Source organism: Klebsiella michiganensis, assembly GCA_000963575.1.
Taxonomy (GTDB): domain Bacteria; phylum Pseudomonadota; class Gammaproteobacteria; order Enterobacterales; family Enterobacteriaceae; genus Cedecea; species Cedecea michiganensis_A.
In genome coordinates this window covers 141,671-159,706 of the sequence record CP011077.1, presented here as the reverse complement: position 1 = coordinate 159,706, position 18,036 = coordinate 141,671, and the positions used below count along the sequence as shown (strand labels likewise).

Genomic DNA, 18,036 nt, shown 5'->3' with positions numbered 1-18,036 from the left:
TTATGTGCGCCAGGACACATAACGCTCAGTTATGCAAAGCAGATCACAGATAACTGACCAGGGGCGTAGAACAAAGGAGGATGAGAAGCGCTTGCCATCTCCGCAGACTTAACGCCGTGAATCTGCACTACCCTATGAAGCGCACACCACCACTCAAAAGGATGGGAACATGAAAATTAAAACCGGCGCCCGTATCCTCGCTCTGTCAGCTCTGACGACGATGATGCTTTCCGCCTCTGCACTGGCAAAAATCGAAGAAGGCAAACTGGTCATCTGGATTAACGGCGATAAAGGTTACAACGGCCTGGCCGAAGTCGGTAAGAAGTTTGAGAAAGATACCGGTATTAAAGTCACCATTGAACATCCTGATAAACTTGAAGAAAAATTCCCTCAGGTAGCAGCAACCGGTGATGGCCCGGACATTATCTTCTGGGCTCACGACCGCTTCGGGGGCTATGCCCAGTCCGGCCTGCTGGCCGAAATCTCCCCAGACAAAGCCTTCCAGGACAAGCTCTATCCGTTCACCTGGGACGCCGTGCGTTACAACGGCAAGTTCATCGCTTACCCGATTGCGGTAGAAGCGCTGTCGCTGATTTATAACAAAGACCTGGTGCCAAACCCGCCGAAAACCTGGGAGGAGATCCCCGCCCTGGATAAAGCGCTGAAGGCAAAAGGTAAGAGCGCGCTGATGTTCAACCTGCAGGAACCGTACTTCACCTGGCCGCTGATTGCGGCAGACGGCGGGTATGCCTTCAAGTTCGAAAACGGCAAATATGATGTGAAAGATGTGGGCGTAGACAGTGCGGGGGCAAAAGCCGGCCTCGGCTTCCTGGTCGATATGATCAAGAACAAGCAGATGAATGCCGATACTGACTACTCCATCGCCGAAGCCGCGTTCAACAAGGGCGAAACAGCGATGACGATCAACGGCCCGTGGGCCTGGTCTAATATCGACAAGAGCAAAATCAACTACGGCGTGACGCTGCTGCCAACCTTCAAAGGCAAGCCGTCTAAACCGTTCGTGGGCGTACTGAGCGCCGGCATTAACGCCGCCAGCCCGAATAAAGAACTGGCGAAAGAGTTCCTTGAAAACTACCTGTTGACCGATCAGGGTCTGGCGGAAGTGAACAAGGACAAACCGCTGGGTGCCGTGGCGCTGAAATCGTTCCAGGAACAGCTGGCCAAAGATCCACGCATTGCCGCCACCATGAATAACGCCCAGAAGGGCGAGATCATGCCAAATATTCCTCAGATGTCTGCCTTCTGGTATGCCGTGCGCACGGCGGTTATCAACGCCGTTAGCGGCCGCCAGACCGTTGATGCTGCGCTGAAGGATGCTCAGGGACGTATCACTAAGTAAACCTTGCCCCTCACCCCGACCCTCTCCCCAAAGGGGAGAGGGAGGAATTCGGATTGAGTCCGGCCCTCATCCACAAGGGAGAGAAGGAATTCGGACTGAGTCCGGCCCTCACCCACAAGGGAGAGGGAGGAATTCGGATTGAGTCCGGCCCTCACCCACAAGGGAGAGAAGGCATTCGGATTGAGTCCGGCCCTCACCCACAAGGGAGAGGGAGGAATTCGGACTGAGTCCGGCTCTCACCCACAAGGGAGAGAAGGCATTCGGATTGAGTCCGGCCCTCACCCACAAGGGAGAGGGAGGAATTCGGACTGAGTCCGACTCTCACCCACAAGGGGGAGGGAGGAGTTCGGACTGAGTCCAGCCCTCACCCACAAGGGAGAGAAGGAATTCGGATTGAGTCCGGCTCTCACCCAAAAGGGAGAGAAGGCATTCGGACTGAGCCCGGCCCTCCGCTGGGGTGAGAAAACTGGCCCTTTCTGTCCCCTCTCCCCTCTGGGGAGAGGGTTAGGGTGAGGGGAAATAACACGCTGTAGAGGAAAACCCCATGGATGCAGTTAAAAAGAGCCGCTGGTGGCAAAACGAGGGACTGAAATGGTCAGTCATCGGGGCATTGGGCCTGCTGGTCGGCTATCTGGTGGTTTTAATGTACGCCCAGGGGGAGTACCTGTTCGCCATAATGACGCTGATTTTAAGCTCGCTTGGCCTCTATATTTTTGCTAACCGCAAGGCCTATGCCTGGCGCTACGTATACCCCGGCATGGCCGGCATGGGGCTGTTCGTCCTCTTTCCGCTGATCTGCACTATCGCTATCGCTTTTACTAACTACAGCAGCACCAACCAGCTAACCTTTGAACGCGCGCAACAGGTGCTGATGGACCGCCAGTACCAGGCAGGCAAAACGTTCAACTTTGGCCTTTATCCCAACGGCAATGAATGGACGTTAGCACTCACCGACGGGGAAAGCGGTAAACAGTATATCTCGGCCCCGTTTACCTTTGGTGGTGAACAAAAACTCCAGCTGAAAGAAGCAGAAGCGCTGCCGACAGGCGAGCGCGGCAACCTACGTGTCATCACCCAAAACCGCCAGGCGCTGAGCCAGATAACCGCCGTGCTGCCGGATGAAAGCAAGGTGGTTATGAGCTCGCTGCGCCAGTTTTCCGGCACTCGCCCACTTTACACCCTGGCGGAAAACGGCGAACTGACCAATAACCAGACCAGCGTAAAATACGCCCCGAACGACCATATCGGTTATTACGAGTCGGTAAACGCCGACGGGAGCTGGGCAGGCGAACAGCTAAGTCCGGGCTATACCGTCACCATCGGCTGGAAAAATTTCCTGCGCGTTTTCCACGATGACGGGATCCAAAAACCATTCCTGGCTATCTTCGTCTGGACGGTGATTTTCTCCGTACTGACGGTGATTCTTACCGTCGCGGTGGGGATGGTGCTGGCCTGCGTGGTGCAGTGGGAAGCGCTAAAAGGCAAGGCGGTGTATCGCCTGCTGTTGATTCTTCCCTACGCGGTGCCTTCGTTTATTTCCATTTTGATTTTCAAAGGTTTATTCAACCAAAGCTTTGGTGAAATCAATATGATGCTGAGCGCGCTATTCGGCATTAAACCCGCCTGGTTTAGCGACCCTACCACCGCCCGCTCGATGATCATCATCGTCAATACCTGGCTAGGCTATCCGTACATGATGATCCTGTGCATGGGCCTGCTGAAAGCCATTCCTGACGACCTTTATGAGGCATCGGCCATGGATGGCGCAGGCCCGTTCCAGAATTTCTTTAAAATTACGCTACCGCTGCTGATTAAGCCGCTCACGCCGCTGATGATTGCCAGCTTCGCCTTTAACTTTAATAACTTCGTTCTGATTCAACTGCTGACCAATGGTGGCCCGGACAGGCTTGGAACGACCACCCCAGCCGGTTATACCGACCTGTTGGTGAGCTACACCTACCGCATCGCCTTTGAAGGCGGCGGTGGCCAGGACTTTGGCCTGGCGGCGGCTATCGCAACGCTTATCTTCCTGCTGGTGGGCGCCCTTGCGATTGTGAACCTGAAAGCCACCCGTATGAAGTTCGATTAAGGAGACGACGATGGCCATGGTGCAACCCAAATCTCAAAAGCTGCGTCTGTTCCTCACGCACCTTCTGCTGCTGCTGTTTATCGCAGCAATCATGTTCCCGCTGCTGATGGTCATCGCCATCTCGCTGCGTCCGGGTAACTTTGCCACCGGGAGTCTGATCCCGGACCAGGTTTCATGGGAGCACTGGAAGCTGGCGCTGGGCTTTAGCGTGGAACACGCGGATGGTCGCGTCACGCCTCCGCCATTCCCGGTTCTGCTCTGGCTGTGGAACTCGATAAAAATTGCCGGGATCACGGCGATAGGTATCGTCACGCTTTCTACGACCTGTGCCTACGCTTTTGCCCGAATGCGCTTCCCCGGCAAAGCCACGCTGCTGAAAGGGATGCTAATTTTCCAGATGTTCCCGGCGGTGCTGTCTCTGGTGGCGCTATATGCCCTGTTTGACCGCCTGGGTCAGTACATTCCGTTTATCGGCCTGAACACACACGGCGGGGTGATTTTTGCTTATTTAGGCGGGATCGCGCTGCATGTCTGGACGATTAAGGGCTATTTCGAAACTATCGATGGTTCGCTGGAAGAGGCCGCCGCGCTGGATGGCGCGACGCCGTGGCAGGCATTCCGTCTGGTGCTGTTGCCGCTGTCGGTGCCGATTCTGGCGGTGGTCTTTATTCTGTCGTTTATTGCCGCGATTACCGAGGTGCCGGTGGCCTCGCTGCTGCTCCGCGACGTAGACAGCTACACGCTGGCCGTGGGTATGCAGCAATACCTTAACCCGCAAAACTACCTTTGGGGTGATTTTGCCGCCGCTGCCGTGCTCTCCGCGATACCGATTACCGTTGTGTTCCTGCTGGCCCAGCGCTGGCTGGTGAGCGGCCTGACCGCTGGCGGGGTGAAAGGTTAACGTTTATCCCTGAAAGTCATTTGCTTCATCTTGATGTCATACCACTGCAACCCTCACTTTGACCTTAGCACTTTATTCAGGCGGCCCCAGGGCCGCCCTTTTTTATTCCCGTTTCAGGCGCTGGCTGTTACATAGCCAAAGGGTAATGACCAGCACCAGAATCGCTGCCGAATAAATCAGCACGTCGATCGGCGATTTATGGTCGATGATAATCAGGCGCACAATCGCGGTAATACCGATGTACACGAAGTAGCGCAGCGGGAAGTGATAGCCCGACTGAAAGTACTTCACAATCAGTGCGATAAATTCGAAATAGAGGAAATAGACCACCAGCCCTTCGATGAACAGATACGAGCTGGCATCCTCTCCGGGCGTAAACAGCACGGTGGCCAGGTGAATGGTCTCCTTGCCCAGGAAGATAATCAGAATCAGCCCAAGGGCTAGTAGTCCCAGATTAAGCACCGTCTGCATGACGGTAGAAATCCAGGCAAAACGCTGTGACGCAGGCATAACGGCCTCTCATTATTATTGTGGTCTTGAGAGGCTGTTATACGTCTAAAATGTGATCTTGATCTAGTTTATTTATCGGCGCTAGTGGAAATTCTCGCTGCGATCGCTGGTCACCCCATACAGGTCAAACTTACGGCCCAGCATCTGCCCGCCGTCACGCGTCAGCGGCGTCCAGGTCACCTGAGCCCGGCTCCGGGTCGGGTAAGCCGAGAAGATATCCAGCGGCACATTGATGTAGAAACCTTTGGTGAAGTCCCCTTCGCCGTACTCTTTCTTCGACACGTTGGTGATGGTGGCGTAGGTGCCCACCACAATCCCGCTGTCAAAGTGTTTGGAGATCTCCAGCGTGCCCCCCTTATCCTGCGCCAGATACTGGCCGATGCTGAGCTTAACCAGCACATCCTGGGCAAACGGCGGCGTCCAGTAGCCGGTGATATGGCCCGTTTTGGCGCTGTAGTCGGTAAATTTCATCATATCCTGCGCGCTACGCCAGTCGCGCTGCTTAACATAGTTACCGTTGATGCCAATCGCCCAGTTGCTGTCCACCGGGCGGTAAAGCAGCTCGGCCCCCGCACCGCCGTACATGGTTTCCAGGTAGCCCGCATAAACCTGGCCGTAGACCCCGTGCCCGAAGTACTGGAAGTAGTTAGCCTGCAGGTTGTTGATGTAGACATCGTTTTCTACATATTCACGAACGTGGGTACGCACGCGCGGCAGCGTAGAATCCGTTGGCGGATTAGTGTAGTTAAATTTGTCGTAGTTATTGGCGACGTTAGCAAACAGGCTGCCGCTGGTTAACAGGTGATCCGTCAGCCAGTAGTCCACGTTTCCCATCACCCCAAGCTGGTACATGTAGAAGCTTTCCGGGCCGCCGATGGACTGATTGAGAATAGGATCTATTGAGTAGTTGAAGCGCGACTTCTCGATGTAATACCCCTGCTCGGTGCTTTCTGGCACGATAGGCTCAACGCGTTTTTGTACCAGCTGAGTTTCCTGCCCCAGCGGCTCCCCCTCGAGGTGTCGACGCAGACTGGCAACGTCCGTTTCAGTGGTGACCTGCGGCATATTGAGCCGGCTTTCAGTAATGCGGATAGTACGGATATTATCCGGCAGATCATTCATAACGATGCGGTTGGCGCGTTCGATACCTTCGCGGGAATTGCGGTATTTCACCTGCTCACCCGTCACGTAGAGCGTGTCACCTTTGACCTGGATGTTAGGGTTGATCAGCCCGGCGTTGTATTTCAGGTCGGTCAGTTGGTTGGCCACCACGTTGTGCTGCAGAATTTCGTCCTGCGGGTGCGGCTGATATTCAGGCCGGCGGGCGTCGCTGTAGCCCGACTTAAGATCGTTAAAATTGGTGCGAAGCGTGACGCCGAACATAAAGGTGTTACCGCGCTCATAGCTCATGTTCACGTCTGCCCAGTCGGTAACCCGGTAGATAGCGCCCACGTTAACGCTGCTGCGCTGGTCTATTTTTCCAGCAAATTCATGGCTGTAGTTGTTTCCCTCATACTCCACTTTCAGCCTGAGCGGCTGCCACGGCGTTTGGTACTCCACGCCGCCAAACAGCGATGTCGGGCCGTGGAACATGCCGCTAAAGTTAAAGGAGCCCGCCATTTGGTAGCTGTTATCACGATGGCAGTACTTGTCGCTGTATTCACAGAGGGGGTTTTTGATGTTGCCGCTGGTGCCTAAATATCCCCAGCCCATACCGAGGCTGAAGTCGAACGGCCCCCACGCTTTGCTTGCCACGACATATTCGCCGTCAAACAGGCCGGTACCGCCCAGGTCACGAATACCGGCGGAGACCTGAGGCAGCCAGTAACCTTCTTCCCAAAGGCGGAATTTGACGTCAAACGCTTTGTCTTTATAGGTCTGGTCTCCCGAGAATGCCTTCACGCTACTGTAGTGACGAGTCCGCACGTCGGTATAGCGAAGCGTGGCCTCCATCCAGGGGAAAAGCTGCATGGAAGAGGAGTAGAAGCGGTACTGGTCGTTATCACGATAGTTAAGGTTAAATTCGCCTTCAGGCGCCATACGCGCCGTCGGCGTTTGTAACAGACCCACGCCGCCAAAATCTGCCTGAGAAGGGCCAACGGGTGCCGGATACGTTTCGGCGCGGCAGGCGGAAGTCACCGCCAGCGCAATCAGGCTATACAGGTAACGTTTTTTCATTAATCCGGTATCCGATGGGTCAGGGTATTAAGAATTTGCTGGTTCAGCTCATCAAACGTGGAGCTGAAAAGGCGGTCGGAGAAACCCACAAAGATGAGGCTGCCTGGTGAGGGCTCAATATGGCGCTTATTCCAGTACGCAACCGGCGCTTTTTCGATTTTGCCGTCCGGGTAAATAACCCAGGCATAACTTCTTTCGGCACCGCTCAACAGGCTGATGTCATCCAGATAGTCATCCACGCTGCGCCCGGGGGTAAAAGGTTTCACGCCGGGGGAGCTGACTAACCCCACCAGCGTAATCGTTGTGGGCTGCGGCCCGGCCCACAGGCTGTACTCTCCCTCAAGCGGCACGTTCGCTTGTGGACGAAGGCGAACCCAATCGGGGTCCAGATTGACAAACTGCCGCCCGGTCACATGCATAGCGCTGAGCTGCTGGCGCAGCCCGTTAATGGCAGCGCCGTCATCCCCACCTTCGTCTGCGGCCACCTCAGCAAGACGGGCCAGCAACTGTTGGTGTTTTTGTTCTTCTGCCGCACTTGCCTGCCGGGAGCTAATCACCGCCGCAGGCCACCAGGTGCGGCTTAAGGTAGGGTTAGTCACCAAATCTACCAGCCGCGCGGCGTCTTTAATCACCCTCGGCTGCGTTTGCGGTTGGGTATAAATCGTCACGGTACTTTCTGCGTGAGTGAACGCGCAGGTGAAAAGCAGACTGAGCAACGTAAAGGGGATTTTTTTCATTGTTTTGCCGCCTTCACAAGAAGCGTGGTGATAGGCCAGTACCCAGGGCCAAGGTACTGTTTTGATTTGCGGATTTGCCCTTCATCGTCCACCCAATAGCGGTTCGTCCAGCGCTTCCCGAGCGCAGTCACTTCTTCTTCAAGTACGCGCACTTTGGTTACGCTGCTGCCGAGTTTCACCGTGTCGGTGCCGTCAAATTCAAAGGTGGACGTTGCGGTGGCGTAGCGAACCTGCTGGTGCTCAGTCCAGGCCATCTGCCGGGTCCAGCTCGCGCCATCCCGAATCTGCTTCACGTTCACCAGCGGATCGCGGGTGAGGTTAGTGACCTCTGTGAGGTTGTCGCCAAGCCCGGACGTTTTCACAATACGGCCGTTTTGCGTGACGATAACCGACCTGTCCTGCGTCACCCACTTCTGCTGGCCGTCTTCGTTATAAGCGAGCACCACGAACAGCTGAGGGCCGTTGTTGATACTCATGTATTGGCTCGCGTAGCGCATCTCAGCAATTTCATCGTCGGTAAGCTGTACGCCCCCGCCTCCAGCAATGCTGTTCCAAAGCGAGGTACCCAGCCCTCTGGTGGTGGCTGAGCACGCCTGGAGTAACAGACAGACAAAGAGTATTGCGAGTCGCTGCACGGTGGTTCCCCGGTTTAAAATAACCACACCGAAGTGTGGTTATGGTTAAAAACACCCAAACGTTAACGGGTGGTGGTGCTGGTTGTAGTGGTTGTGGTGGTCCCGGTGTTAGAACCGTCGCCGCCACCGGTTGCGGCTAATGCCACACCGACCGCAGAACCAACAGTGCTGGCGCTGGTTGCAGCAGAACTGCCTGCAGACACAGACGTTGCCTGCGCGCCGGCCGCGTCGCCCACTGCTACAGGGTCAGCATTCGCCGCGCCGGCGGCTGCCAGCGTAAATATGGCTAAAGCGCCATAAAGGGTCTTTCTCATTACAATTTCCCTTCATTGAATGAATGGAGATTTACCTGAAAAGGTTTCAGGCGCGATCGAGTATACACAACACAATGTGATGAATTAGCCTGTGATAAATAAGGAAGGGATTTTAAGAATAAGAGTAAAAATTAAGATGCAAATTGTATTAAGTAAAAAATAAATTCACTAAAAACAATTAATTATAAAAATAACAGAAAAAAACAAATTCAATTTAATCTTAAATTAAAGACCTGAGACAGAGGTGGTGAAACCGTTTTTCGGATTAACCTCAGGGTGACAATATTGAGAATTATGACGGCAAGGGGATAACTCTTATAAAAAATATGCCAGCACAAGGCTGGCATATTTTCATCATGCGGTTTAATTAATCACGCCATGCTTTATAGCGGTTAATCAGGCCATTGGTTGAGCTGTCGTGGCTGGCGATTTGTTTATCGTCGCCCAGCTCCGGCAGGATGCGGTTAGCCAACTGTTTACCGAGCTCCACGCCCCACTGGTCGAAGGTGAAGATGTTCAGGATCGCGCCCTGGGTGAAGATTTTGTGCTCGTAGAGAGCAATCAGCGCGCCCAGGCTGAACGGCGTAATTTCACGCAGCAGGATGGAGTTGGTCGGGCGGTTGCCTTCGAACACCTTGAATGGCACCACATGGTCCAGCGTGGCCGGATCTTTGCCCTGGTCACGGTATTCCTGCTCAACCACCTCACGGGATTTACCGAACGCGAGCGCTTCGGTCTGTGCGAAGAAGTTAGACAGCAGTTTTGGATGGTGATCGGACAGTGGGTTATGGCTGATGGCCGGCGCAATAAAGTCGCACGGCACCATTTTGGTCCCCTGGTGAATCAACTGGTAGAACGCGTGCTGGCCGTTGGTGCCCGGCTCGCCCCAGATAATTGGGCCAGTCTGGTAGTCCACGGCGTTGCCGTTGCGGTCAACGTACTTACCGTTGGACTCCATGTTGCCCTGCTGGAAGTAAGCCGCAAAGCGGTGCATGTACTGGTCGTAAGGCAGAATCGCTTCAGTTTCAGCGCCGAAGAAATTGTTGTACCAGATGCCGATCAGCGCCAGCAGAACCGGCAGGTTTTGCTCGGCAGGCGTGGTGGAGAAGTGTTTGTCCATCGCGTGCGCGCCGGACAGCAGCTCAACAAAGTTGTCGAAGCCCACGGACAGGATGATGGACAGGCCAATGGCGGACCACAGAGAGTAGCGGCCACCAACCCAGTCCCAGAATTCGAACATGTTCGCGGTGTCGATACCAAATTCACCGACGGCTTTACCGTTAGTGGACAGCGCAGCGAAGTGCTTCGCCACATGCTTCTCATCGCCAGCGGCGCGCAGGAACCAGTCGCGCGCGCTGTGGGCGTTGGTCATCGTTTCCTGAGTGGTGAAGGTTTTAGAAGCTACCAGGAACAGCGTGGTTTCCGGGTTAACTTTCTTCAGCACTTCGGCAATGTGGGTACCATCAACGTTAGACACAAAGTGCATATTGAGATGGTTTTTGTAGGGGCGCAGCGCTTCGGTGACCATGAATGGGCCGAGGTCAGAGCCGCCGATACCGATGTTAACCACGTCGGTGATTGCTTTACCGGTGTAGCCTTTCCAGCTCCCGCTGATGATGCTTTCAGAGAAGGCTTTCATCTTCTCAAGCACCGCGTTCACTTCCGGCATCACGTCTTTGCCATCGACCACGATAGGCGTATTGCTGCGGTTACGCAGCGCAACGTGCAGCACGGCGCGGTCTTCGGTGCGGTTAATTTTCTCGCCGGCGAACATGGATTTGATCGCGCTCTGCAGATCGGTCTCTTTCGCCAGGGCCTGCAGTTTTTCGAGGGTTTCGGTGGTGATGCGGTTTTTGGAGAAATCCACCAGCATCAGATCATCGAAGGTCGCGGAGAACTTGCTGAAGCGGTCGTTATCTTTCGCGAACAGATCGGAAAGGGTAACGTCTTTCATCTCATCGTAGTGTTTCTGGAGTGCCTGCCAGGCAGAGGTCTGCTTCGGGTTGATGTTTTTCATAGCAATACTCTTCTGATTTGAGAATTGTGACTTCGGTCGATTGTAGCGCCTGCAGGCAAAAATTGTGATTGATTTTATGCCATTAAGGGAGGGTTTCCCGTAACCCCCTAAAAAGCGGCAAAAATACCCTCTTATACTCTAAATAATTCGAGTTGCAGGAAGGCGGCAAGACCGGGAATCCTCAGGAGCATAGCTAACTATGTGACTGAGGTGAGCGGGTGCAGGCAACGCACCTGCGGCTTGAAGTATGACGAGTATATTAGTTAAATTCCTGATTCCGGATTTAACATGAAAAATCCGCATAACCCCGCAGTTGACATGCCTTCGCTGAAGCTTTATTTATTAGGCGCTACCTGCGCGTGCGCAGGCCAGAAGAGGCGCGTTGCCCAGAAAATCGTATCCGAGGAACCAGTAACAAGGACGATACGTGAGGGGGAGCAACGCCGAGATGATAAAGCGGCTGGTCACGCTTATTGTCGGCTGCAGGGGCTGAATCCTCTGGGTTGTCACCAGAAACGTTCGCAGTCGAGCGTTTCATATCCGGCTCAAAAGGCTGGATAGACAAGGTGGAGCACTTCTGGGTGATATCGTAGTTCTCCTGCTCTGCGCCCACCCGTTTACCGCTCTTCCCTTGTGCCAAGGCTGAATACTTTTTTGCCAGTTGAATGGCCCCTGACACGAGGTAGTTATGTCTCAAACCGTAGTCGCCAAATTTGGCGGGACCAGCGTCGCCGATTTCGACGCGATGAACCGCAGCGCCGATGTGGTGCTGGCCGATAGCCACGTCCGCGTGGTTGTGCTTTCCGCCTCCGCTGGCGTGACTAACCTGCTGGTTGCTCTGGCTGAAGGCCTCGAAGCGACCGAACGCTTCGTTAAGCTCGATGCCATCCGCAAAATCCAGTACAACATCGTCGAACGCCTGGCGAATCCAGACGTTATTCGCGAAGAGATCGACCGCCTGCTTGAAAACATCACGACCCTTGCGGAAGCGGCCTCTCTTGCGACCTCCACCGCGCTGACCGATGAACTGGTTAGCCACGGTGAACTGATGTCCACCCTGCTGTTTGTGGAAATCCTGCGCGAGCGCCAGGTTGAAGCACAGTGGTTCGATATTCGTAAAGTCATGCGCACCAACGATCGCTTTGGCCGTGCCGAGCCGGATATCGCCGCGCTAGCTGAACTGGCAAGCCTGCAGATGCTGCCACGCCTCGCGGAATCCCTGGTGATCACCCAAGGCTTTATCGGGAGCGAAGAGAAAGGCAGAACGACCACCCTTGGCCGCGGCGGCAGCGACTATACCGCGGCGCTGCTCGGCGAAGCATTGAATGCCGCGCGCGTGGATATCTGGACCGACGTGCCAGGCATCTATACCACCGACCCGCGCATGGTACCTGCGGCAAAACGCATTGACCGCATCGCCTTTGAAGAAGCCGCTGAAATGGCCACCTTTGGGGCGAAAGTGCTGCACCCGGCCACGCTGCTGCCCGCCGTACGCTGCGACATTCCGGTATTTGTTGGCTCCAGTAAAGATCCGGCCGCTGGCGGGACTTTGGTGTGCAAAAAAACGGAAAATCCGCCGCTTTTCCGCGCCCTTGCGGTGCGTCGCAAGCAAACGCTGCTGACGCTACACAGCCTGCATATGCTCCATTCCCGCGGTTTCCTGGCGGAAGTGTTTAGCATTCTGGCTCGCCACAATATTTCCGTGGATCTGATAACCACCTCCGAAGTGAGCGTGGCATTGACCATGGACACCACCGGCTCTACCTCCACCGGCGACAGCCTGCTGACCACCGCGCTGCTGACCGAGCTTTCATCGCTGTGCCGCGTAGAAGTCGAAGAGAACCTGGCGCTGGTTGCTATCATCGGTAATAAGCTGTCCCAGGCCTGCGGCGTAGGCAAAGAAGTGTTCGGCGTGCTCGATCCGTTCAACATCCGCATGATTTGCTACGGCGCATCCAGCTACAACCTGTGCTTCCTGGTGCCCGGTGATGATGCCGAGCAGGTCGTGCAGAAGCTGCACCGCAACCTGTTTGAATAACTAAATAACCGAGAAGAAAAAGGCCCGGCAACATCGCGTATACCGGGCCTTTTTTATGTGTTCAATACGGTTTTCATCAACAGCCGGTCGAGTTCGCGGCTATCGCCCTCGCGGCTGTCCGGCAGCGCGGGCGGGATTTCGCCTCGCGCCAGCTCAGAGACGATAAACTCATGCAACAGCGGCCGGCGCGGGCCGTATTTCGCTTCCCCGACGCCCCGTTTGATCTCCAGCAGCTCGTCCACTTCCTTACGCAGAGACGCATCCAGGTTACTTCCCGCCAGCAATTCAGCAAAACGCATCGGCGGGACGCCCTTTCCTTCTTCTACCCAACGCACAGCCAGCAGCGGGCGCAGCACGTAGAAGTACTTTTTCAGACGCACTTCATCGCCCTGCAGGTAGCCGCGAAAGTTTTTACGCGCCATGGAGTAATAGTGCCAGCGAGCCCGCAGCGGCGAAAACCAGCGGGGAACCTGCGCTTTCAGCTCGGCGATTACAGCCTCATCCTGCTGATAAACAACCGGCGAATCCAGCCACTCGATAAGCGTCGGGTTCGCGCCCTTCAACAGACCGAGCGCTTTACGCCATTCCCAGCCGCAGACATCCAGCTCATCATCAATAGGCAATTCAATCACATCCCTGCCGGCATCAACCCGCAGATACCATTCCGGGAGATGAACGTATAAAAACCGCACGTCATAATCGCTGTCCGGGGAAGCAAAACCCCAGGCCCGGCTGCCGGACTCGCAGGCATAAAGCACCCGTACGCCAAAGCGCCGTTCTACTTCTGCTAATTGATGCCGTACCCGCTCGCGCATTGCGGCATCTACTCCGTTGTAAGTCATTTTTTATCCTTTTACACAGACGACCTGCCGGAGCGTATGCACAATTTCCACCAGCGAAGACTGCGCCGCCATGACGGCATCAATGTCTTTATAAGCCATCGGAATTTCATCAATCACTTCACTGTCTTTACGGCACTCAACATGGGCGGTGGCGCGTATCTGATCCTCAACGGTAAAGCGATTTTTAGCCGCCGTTCGGCTCATGGAGCGCCCGGCGCCGTGGCTACAAGAGCAAAAACTTTGTTCGTTTCCCAGTCCACGCACGATAAAGCTTTTGGCCCCCATAGAACCTGGAATGATGCCCATCTGGCCTTTCTGTGCCGAAACAGCCCCCTTACGGGTGACCAGCACTTCCTCACCAAAATGCGTTTCCTGTTGCACGTAGTTATGATGGCAATTCACCGCTTCCTGCTGCGTCATAAACGGTTTGCTAACAATACGCGACAGCGCGGCCAGCACGCGAGACATCATGACCTCCCGATTATGGCGGGCAAAGTCCTGCGCCCACTCCACCGCTTCGATGTAATCATCGTAGTGCTGGCTGCCTGCCTGAAAGTAAGCCAGGTTTTTGTCCGGCAGATTGGCCATGTGCTGCTGCATATCCTTCTGCGCCAGGGCGATAAAAAGATTCCCGATGGCATTTCCCACACCGCGCGATCCGCTGTGCAGCATCACCCATACTCTCTGCTGCTCATCCAGACAAACTTCAATAAAGTGGTTACCGGTGCCCAACGTCCCCATATGTTGATAATTGTTGGTTTTCAGCAGCTTCGGGTATTTGTCCGTCAGGCGCTTAAATCGTGGTGCCAGCTGCGACCAATGCCCGTCAACCTCTTCAGGCGGTGTGCTCCACGCGCCTTTATCACGGCGAGAGCGCGTGTTGGTTCGGCCATGAGGCACCGCCTGTTCAATCGCACTGCGCAATCCGCTGAGGTTATCCGGCAGATCGCCCGCCGCCAGCGAGGTGCGCACGGCAATCATTCCACAACCAATATCGACCCCAACCGCCGCCGGTATAATGGCGCCTTTGGTGGGAATAACGCTGCCGATAGTTGATCCTTTTCCGAGATGCACATCCGGCATCACCGCCAGATGTTTAAAAATAAACGGCATCTTCGCCGTGTTCAGCAATTGCTCGCGCGCCTCCGGCTCAACCGGTACGCCGTGGGTCCACATTTTTATCGGCGCGCTGTTTTCCGCCGCCAACAGTTGAAATTCGTTATTCTGCATTTTCTTATCCTTTGAGATTAACCAGTCCGTGTAGAACCTGATCCAGGCCGCCAAATACGGAAATTTTATCAATACGTTCCGCGACTCTTTCGAGCGTTTCCAGTTCCTTTAAGCGCAACGCTACCGGGTTGTTTTCCATCACCTTTGCGGTATTCAGCAGCGAACGCGTGGCCGCCGTCTCTTCACGCCGACGAATTACATTGGCCTGCGCCGATTTCTCAGCCTCTACAAGCCGGGACAGAATGGTTTTCATGTCGCCCGGCAACACAATGTCTTTTACGCCCAGCGAGGCTATTTCGATACCGAACGGGGCTGTGCGGTTTTTTACCTGTGCGCTGACGACCTCATCAATAACTTGCTTATCCTCCAGCAACTCGTCCAGCGTTCGCGTCCCTACCGCTTCTCGCAGCGCAAATTGCAGCTCACGATACAAATGCTCTACTGGTTTAGTTAATTGGCCAAAAGCCTGTAACACATCGTTGTAGCGCCAGTTTGCGGCCATGTTTAAACGCAGGTTTACCTTATCTTTGGTCAGGATCTCCTGCCCACCGACCTCCAGAGCCTGCAGGCGGGTATCCACCACTTCGGCTTCAACCAAATGATTTATTTTCCACCATGCGGTCATGCCCGGCGGTAACAGCGCCTGAGTTTCACCATCAATTTTTATGACGCCAACGTGCCAGGCTGGCACAGAAACGACCAGGATGGCATCTCGCCCTTTCACCGCGCCGCTTCGACGTGGCTGCAGAACTGCATTCATTATTTCGGCGGGCACCTGTACGGTTTGGGTATCGATGCGTGCCAGCGTCAACGTCTCCCCGGCCTGCCAGAACAAACGCTGCGTTAAAGGGGGTAAAATTTCCTGCAAAATGCCGTTTACCGACAAAGCGCCGATTTCGCCATCCGCCAGATCCACGGTCAGGCAGTAGCGTTCAACCCAGTCGGGCTGGAAACGACGTAAATACAGCGCGAGCATTTCAGGAACTTCGCTGCCATCCAGATTCACCACCAGCACTTCCGGCTGGCTAAACCAAGGCAGCCGGTGTTCACCCGCTTCCAGAACCTGATAGTAATCGCCCTGCTTCGCCAGCAGCCCCAGTTGACCTTTGCGTATTGTTATTTTCTTCATCATTTTCCTGTTCCTTAAAAATCAGGCGCGGGTAAGGGAGCGAGACTGCAGGGGAATTCCTTTTTGCCTGCGGCCCGGCGCCATTACCGGCGACCCTCTTCGGAGCTTGCTGACAGCTCAAGGCTCCTGTGTGACTTTCTTCGTTAACAACCAGTTATGAATTGGGAATCGAACCCTTGTCTGTGCGTTCTCACCTACGGAACACGCCCGAAAAACAGTCTGTACCGTTCCTGGCGTGCCGGTGGGGTTTAACCCCCTTTGTGCTAAACACATTTACGTTATTGCCAGAAGCGTGCCAGAAAATAAAAAAGATAAATAAATCCCATAATATGATGATTAATAAATATTTTAAAAATAAACCCTGGTTCAAGCCTTGTCGGATATAGCGCTATTTTTTATCCTTTAATATCGATATTTATCTTTTAGGATAAAAATGAAAAAACGGCGTGTGGTGATTGGCGTGCTGGGCACGGTGCTGGATAAACGCGGCAAGCGGGCAAATCGTTTCCATAAATGGCGACCAACGGTTGGCCTTTGCCAGCAGCCGGACTTCCCCGTTGACCGGCTCGAGCTGCTTTATCAGCCGAGAGATTCCGGCATGACGGAGCAGTTATCAGACGATATCGCGCGTGTTTCGCCCGATACGGAGGTACGCAGGCATCAGGTCACAATCAAAGATCCGTGGGACTTTGAAGAGGTGTACGCCGCCTTTCTTGATTTTGCTACCCGGTACGATTTCGATACCGAAAATGAAGAGTATTTGGTGCATATCACCACCGGAACGCATGTCGCACAAATTTGCTGGTTTCTTTTAACGGAGGCGCGCTACCTCCCCGCCAGCTTGCTGCAAACCAGCCCGGCCCAGAAAGGCACCCCAGAAGAAGGCTCTCCCGCAGGAACTTACTCGGTTATCGACCTCGATTTAAGTCGCTATACCACCTTAACCAGTCGCTTTCAGCGCGAGCAGCAACGGTCCATTTCTTTCCTGAAAGCGGGCATCGACACGCGAAATGCCACCTTTAACCAGCTTATCGATCGCATTGAGCGGGTTGCGCTCCGATCCGCGGCCCCCATGTTACTTACCGGCCCTACCGGGGCGGGCAAATCTTTCCTGGCAAAACGCATTTACCAGCTCAAGCAAGCTCGCCACCAGGTTGGCGGCAAGTTTGTGGCGGTAAACTGCGCCACGCTGCGGGGTGATAACGCGATGTCCACGCTATTCGGGCACGTCAAAGGGGCGTTCACCGGCGCGTTGACGGCACGTACAGGGCTATTACGTGAGGCCGACGGGGGCGTACTGTTTTTGGACGAAATCGCCGAGCTGGGGCTGGACGAACAAGCCATGCTGCTTAAAGCTATCGAAGAAAAAACGTTTTTTCCGTTTGGCTCCGATAAAGAGGTACAGAGCGATTTCCAGCTAATTGCAGGCACCCACCGGGATATGCGCCAGTGGGTTGCGGCGGGCCGCTTTCGCGAAGATCTCTATGCCAGGATTAATATGTGGAGTTTTGCCCTGCCGGGTCTGGCGCAGCGGCGGGAAGACATTGCGCCCAACGTAGAGTACGAACTGCAACGCTTCTCTACCGAAGCACAAACGCAGATACGTTTTGATAAAGAGGCCAGGGACCATTATCTGAATTTTGCCTGTTCTGCACAGGCACAATGGCGCGGTAACTTCCGCGAGCTCAGCTCGTCCGTATCACGTATGGCGACCCTGTCCGAGCAAGGGCGGATCGCGCTGGACACTGTGCAAGAAGAGATCTCGCAGCTTAAAGAGAGCTGGCAAATCGCCTCTCCCGAAACAACGCTCAATCCAGATATAGACTTGTTCGATAGGCGCCAACTTGAAACCGTGCTGGAGGTTTGCCGCCGCACCCAGTCGCTTTCCGAGGCCGGACGCGAACTCTTTGCCGTCTCGCGGTTGAAAAAGGCAAACCCTAATGATGCTGACCGCCTGCGTAAATATCTGGCGCGTTTTAACCTTAGCTGGGAGAGCGTCCACGACGGCTAAAGCGCATAATTTGTTTGAATAATCTTCCTTGCCGCGATAAACAAT

14 protein-coding genes are annotated in these 18,036 nt (G+C 54.6%); 5 read left to right on the top strand and 9 right to left on the bottom strand.

The window, feature by feature from the left end; genetic code table 11:
* Window positions 1-169: 169 nt before the first annotated feature.
* The 3 genes from malE (at window position 170) to malG (ending at window position 4,350) form a co-directional block, all read left to right on the top strand.
* A complete protein-coding gene (gene malE / locus VW41_00700; GenBank protein ID AJZ87666.1) occupies window positions 170-1,360 on the top strand; it encodes a sugar ABC transporter substrate-binding protein in 1,191 nt (396 codons plus the stop codon).
* Window positions 1,361-1,904: 544 nt separating this feature from the next.
* Window positions 1,905-3,449, top strand: coding sequence for a maltose transporter membrane protein (malF, locus tag VW41_00695; GenBank protein AJZ87665.1), 1,545 nt, complete (start codon window positions 1,905-1,907; stop codon window positions 3,447-3,449).
* A 10-nt stretch (window positions 3,450-3,459) separates the two neighbouring features.
* Window positions 3,460-4,350 carry a maltose transporter permease gene (gene malG / locus VW41_00690; GenBank protein AJZ87664.1) on the top strand — a complete coding sequence of 297 codons (891 nt, stop codon included), beginning with the start codon at window positions 3,460-3,462 and terminating at the stop codon, window positions 4,348-4,350.
* Window positions 4,351-4,452: 102 nt separating this feature from the next.
* Here malG and VW41_00685 read toward each other — a convergent pair whose 3' ends face one another.
* The 6 genes from VW41_00685 to pgi form a co-directional block, all read right to left on the bottom strand.
* Window positions 4,453-4,860, bottom strand: a complete 408-nt coding sequence (locus VW41_00685; protein ID AJZ87663.1) for a phosphate-starvation-inducible protein PsiE — start codon at window positions 4,858-4,860, stop codon at window positions 4,453-4,455.
* An 81-nt stretch (window positions 4,861-4,941) separates the two neighbouring features.
* Complete coding sequence (locus VW41_00680) at window positions 4,942-7,038, bottom strand: membrane protein (GenBank protein ID AJZ87662.1); 2,097 nt, start codon at window positions 7,036-7,038, stop codon at window positions 4,942-4,944.
* Window positions 7,038-7,775, bottom strand: a complete 738-nt coding sequence (locus tag VW41_00675; GenBank protein AJZ87661.1) for a hypothetical protein — start codon at window positions 7,773-7,775, stop codon at window positions 7,038-7,040. The genes VW41_00680 and VW41_00675 overlap by 1 nt, the downstream gene beginning before the upstream one ends.
* Entirely contained in the window at window positions 7,772-8,410 is a 639-nt protein-coding gene (locus VW41_00670) for a hypothetical protein (GenBank protein AJZ87660.1), read from the bottom strand. The genes VW41_00675 and VW41_00670 overlap by 4 nt, the downstream gene beginning before the upstream one ends.
* Before the next feature lie 62 nt (window positions 8,411-8,472).
* Window positions 8,473-8,724, bottom strand: a complete 252-nt coding sequence (locus VW41_00665; protein AJZ87659.1) for a hypothetical protein — start codon at window positions 8,722-8,724, stop codon at window positions 8,473-8,475.
* 367 nt (window positions 8,725-9,091) lie between these two features.
* Complete coding sequence (pgi, locus tag VW41_00660) at window positions 9,092-10,741, bottom strand: glucose-6-phosphate isomerase (protein ID AJZ87658.1); 1,650 nt, start codon at window positions 10,739-10,741, stop codon at window positions 9,092-9,094.
* Between the two features lie 688 nt (window positions 10,742-11,429).
* Here pgi and VW41_00655 point away from each other — a divergent pair.
* Window positions 11,430-12,779 carry an aspartate kinase gene (locus VW41_00655; protein ID AJZ87657.1) on the top strand — a complete coding sequence of 450 codons (1,350 nt, stop codon included), beginning with the start codon at window positions 11,430-11,432 and terminating at the stop codon, window positions 12,777-12,779.
* Window positions 12,780-12,832: 53 nt separating this feature from the next.
* Here VW41_00655 and VW41_00650 read toward each other — a convergent pair whose 3' ends face one another.
* From VW41_00650 to VW41_00640, 3 genes are read right to left on the bottom strand one after another with little or no spacing between them, the layout of a single operon-like run.
* Entirely contained in the window at window positions 12,833-13,621 is a 789-nt protein-coding gene (locus tag VW41_00650) for a nucleotidyltransferase (GenBank protein AJZ87656.1), read from the bottom strand.
* Window positions 13,622-13,624: 3 nt separating this feature from the next.
* Window positions 13,625-14,851 (bottom strand): RNA ligase, encoded by a 1,227-nt coding sequence (locus tag VW41_00645; GenBank protein ID AJZ87655.1) that lies wholly within the window; start codon window positions 14,849-14,851, stop codon window positions 13,625-13,627.
* Window positions 14,852-14,855: 4 nt separating this feature from the next.
* Window positions 14,856-15,983 carry an SPFH domain / Band 7 family protein gene (locus VW41_00640; GenBank protein AJZ87654.1) on the bottom strand — a complete coding sequence of 376 codons (1,128 nt, stop codon included), beginning with the start codon at window positions 15,981-15,983 and terminating at the stop codon, window positions 14,856-14,858.
* Between the two features lie 430 nt (window positions 15,984-16,413).
* Between VW41_00640 and VW41_00635 the strand changes: the two genes are divergently transcribed.
* Window positions 16,414-17,991, top strand: a complete 1,578-nt coding sequence (locus VW41_00635; protein ID AJZ87653.1) for a transcriptional regulator — start codon at window positions 16,414-16,416, stop codon at window positions 17,989-17,991.
* Window positions 17,992-18,036 lie beyond the last annotated feature (45 nt).

Excerpts from the sequence above, each read along its gene's own strand:
- VW41_00640 (AJZ87654.1), bottom strand. The coding sequence starts at position 15,983 with ATGATGAAGAAAATAACAATACGCAAAGGTCAACTGGGGCTGCTGGCG.
- VW41_00635 (AJZ87653.1), top strand. The coding sequence starts at position 16,414 with ATGAAAAAACGGCGTGTGGTGATTGGCGTGCTGGGCACGGTGCTGGAT.
- VW41_00645 (AJZ87655.1), bottom strand. The coding sequence starts at position 14,851 with ATGCAGAATAACGAATTTCAACTGTTGGCGGCGGAAAACAGCGCGCCG.
- malE (AJZ87666.1), top strand. The coding sequence starts at position 170 with ATGAAAATTAAAACCGGCGCCCGTATCCTCGCTCTGTCAGCTCTGACG.
- malF (AJZ87665.1), top strand. The coding sequence starts at position 1,905 with ATGGATGCAGTTAAAAAGAGCCGCTGGTGGCAAAACGAGGGACTGAAA.
- pgi (AJZ87658.1), bottom strand. The coding sequence starts at position 10,741 with ATGAAAAACATCAACCCGAAGCAGACCTCTGCCTGGCAGGCACTCCAG.
- VW41_00665 (AJZ87659.1), bottom strand. The coding sequence starts at position 8,724 with ATGAGAAAGACCCTTTATGGCGCTTTAGCCATATTTACGCTGGCAGCC.
- VW41_00680 (AJZ87662.1), bottom strand. The coding sequence starts at position 7,038 with ATGAAAAAACGTTACCTGTATAGCCTGATTGCGCTGGCGGTGACTTCC.
- VW41_00685 (AJZ87663.1), bottom strand. The coding sequence starts at position 4,860 with ATGCCTGCGTCACAGCGTTTTGCCTGGATTTCTACCGTCATGCAGACG.
- VW41_00655 (AJZ87657.1), top strand. The coding sequence starts at position 11,430 with ATGTCTCAAACCGTAGTCGCCAAATTTGGCGGGACCAGCGTCGCCGAT.
- VW41_00675 (AJZ87661.1), bottom strand. The coding sequence starts at position 7,775 with ATGAAAAAAATCCCCTTTACGTTGCTCAGTCTGCTTTTCACCTGCGCG.
- VW41_00650 (AJZ87656.1), bottom strand. The coding sequence starts at position 13,621 with ATGACTTACAACGGAGTAGATGCCGCAATGCGCGAGCGGGTACGGCAT.
- malG (AJZ87664.1), top strand. The coding sequence starts at position 3,460 with ATGGCCATGGTGCAACCCAAATCTCAAAAGCTGCGTCTGTTCCTCACG.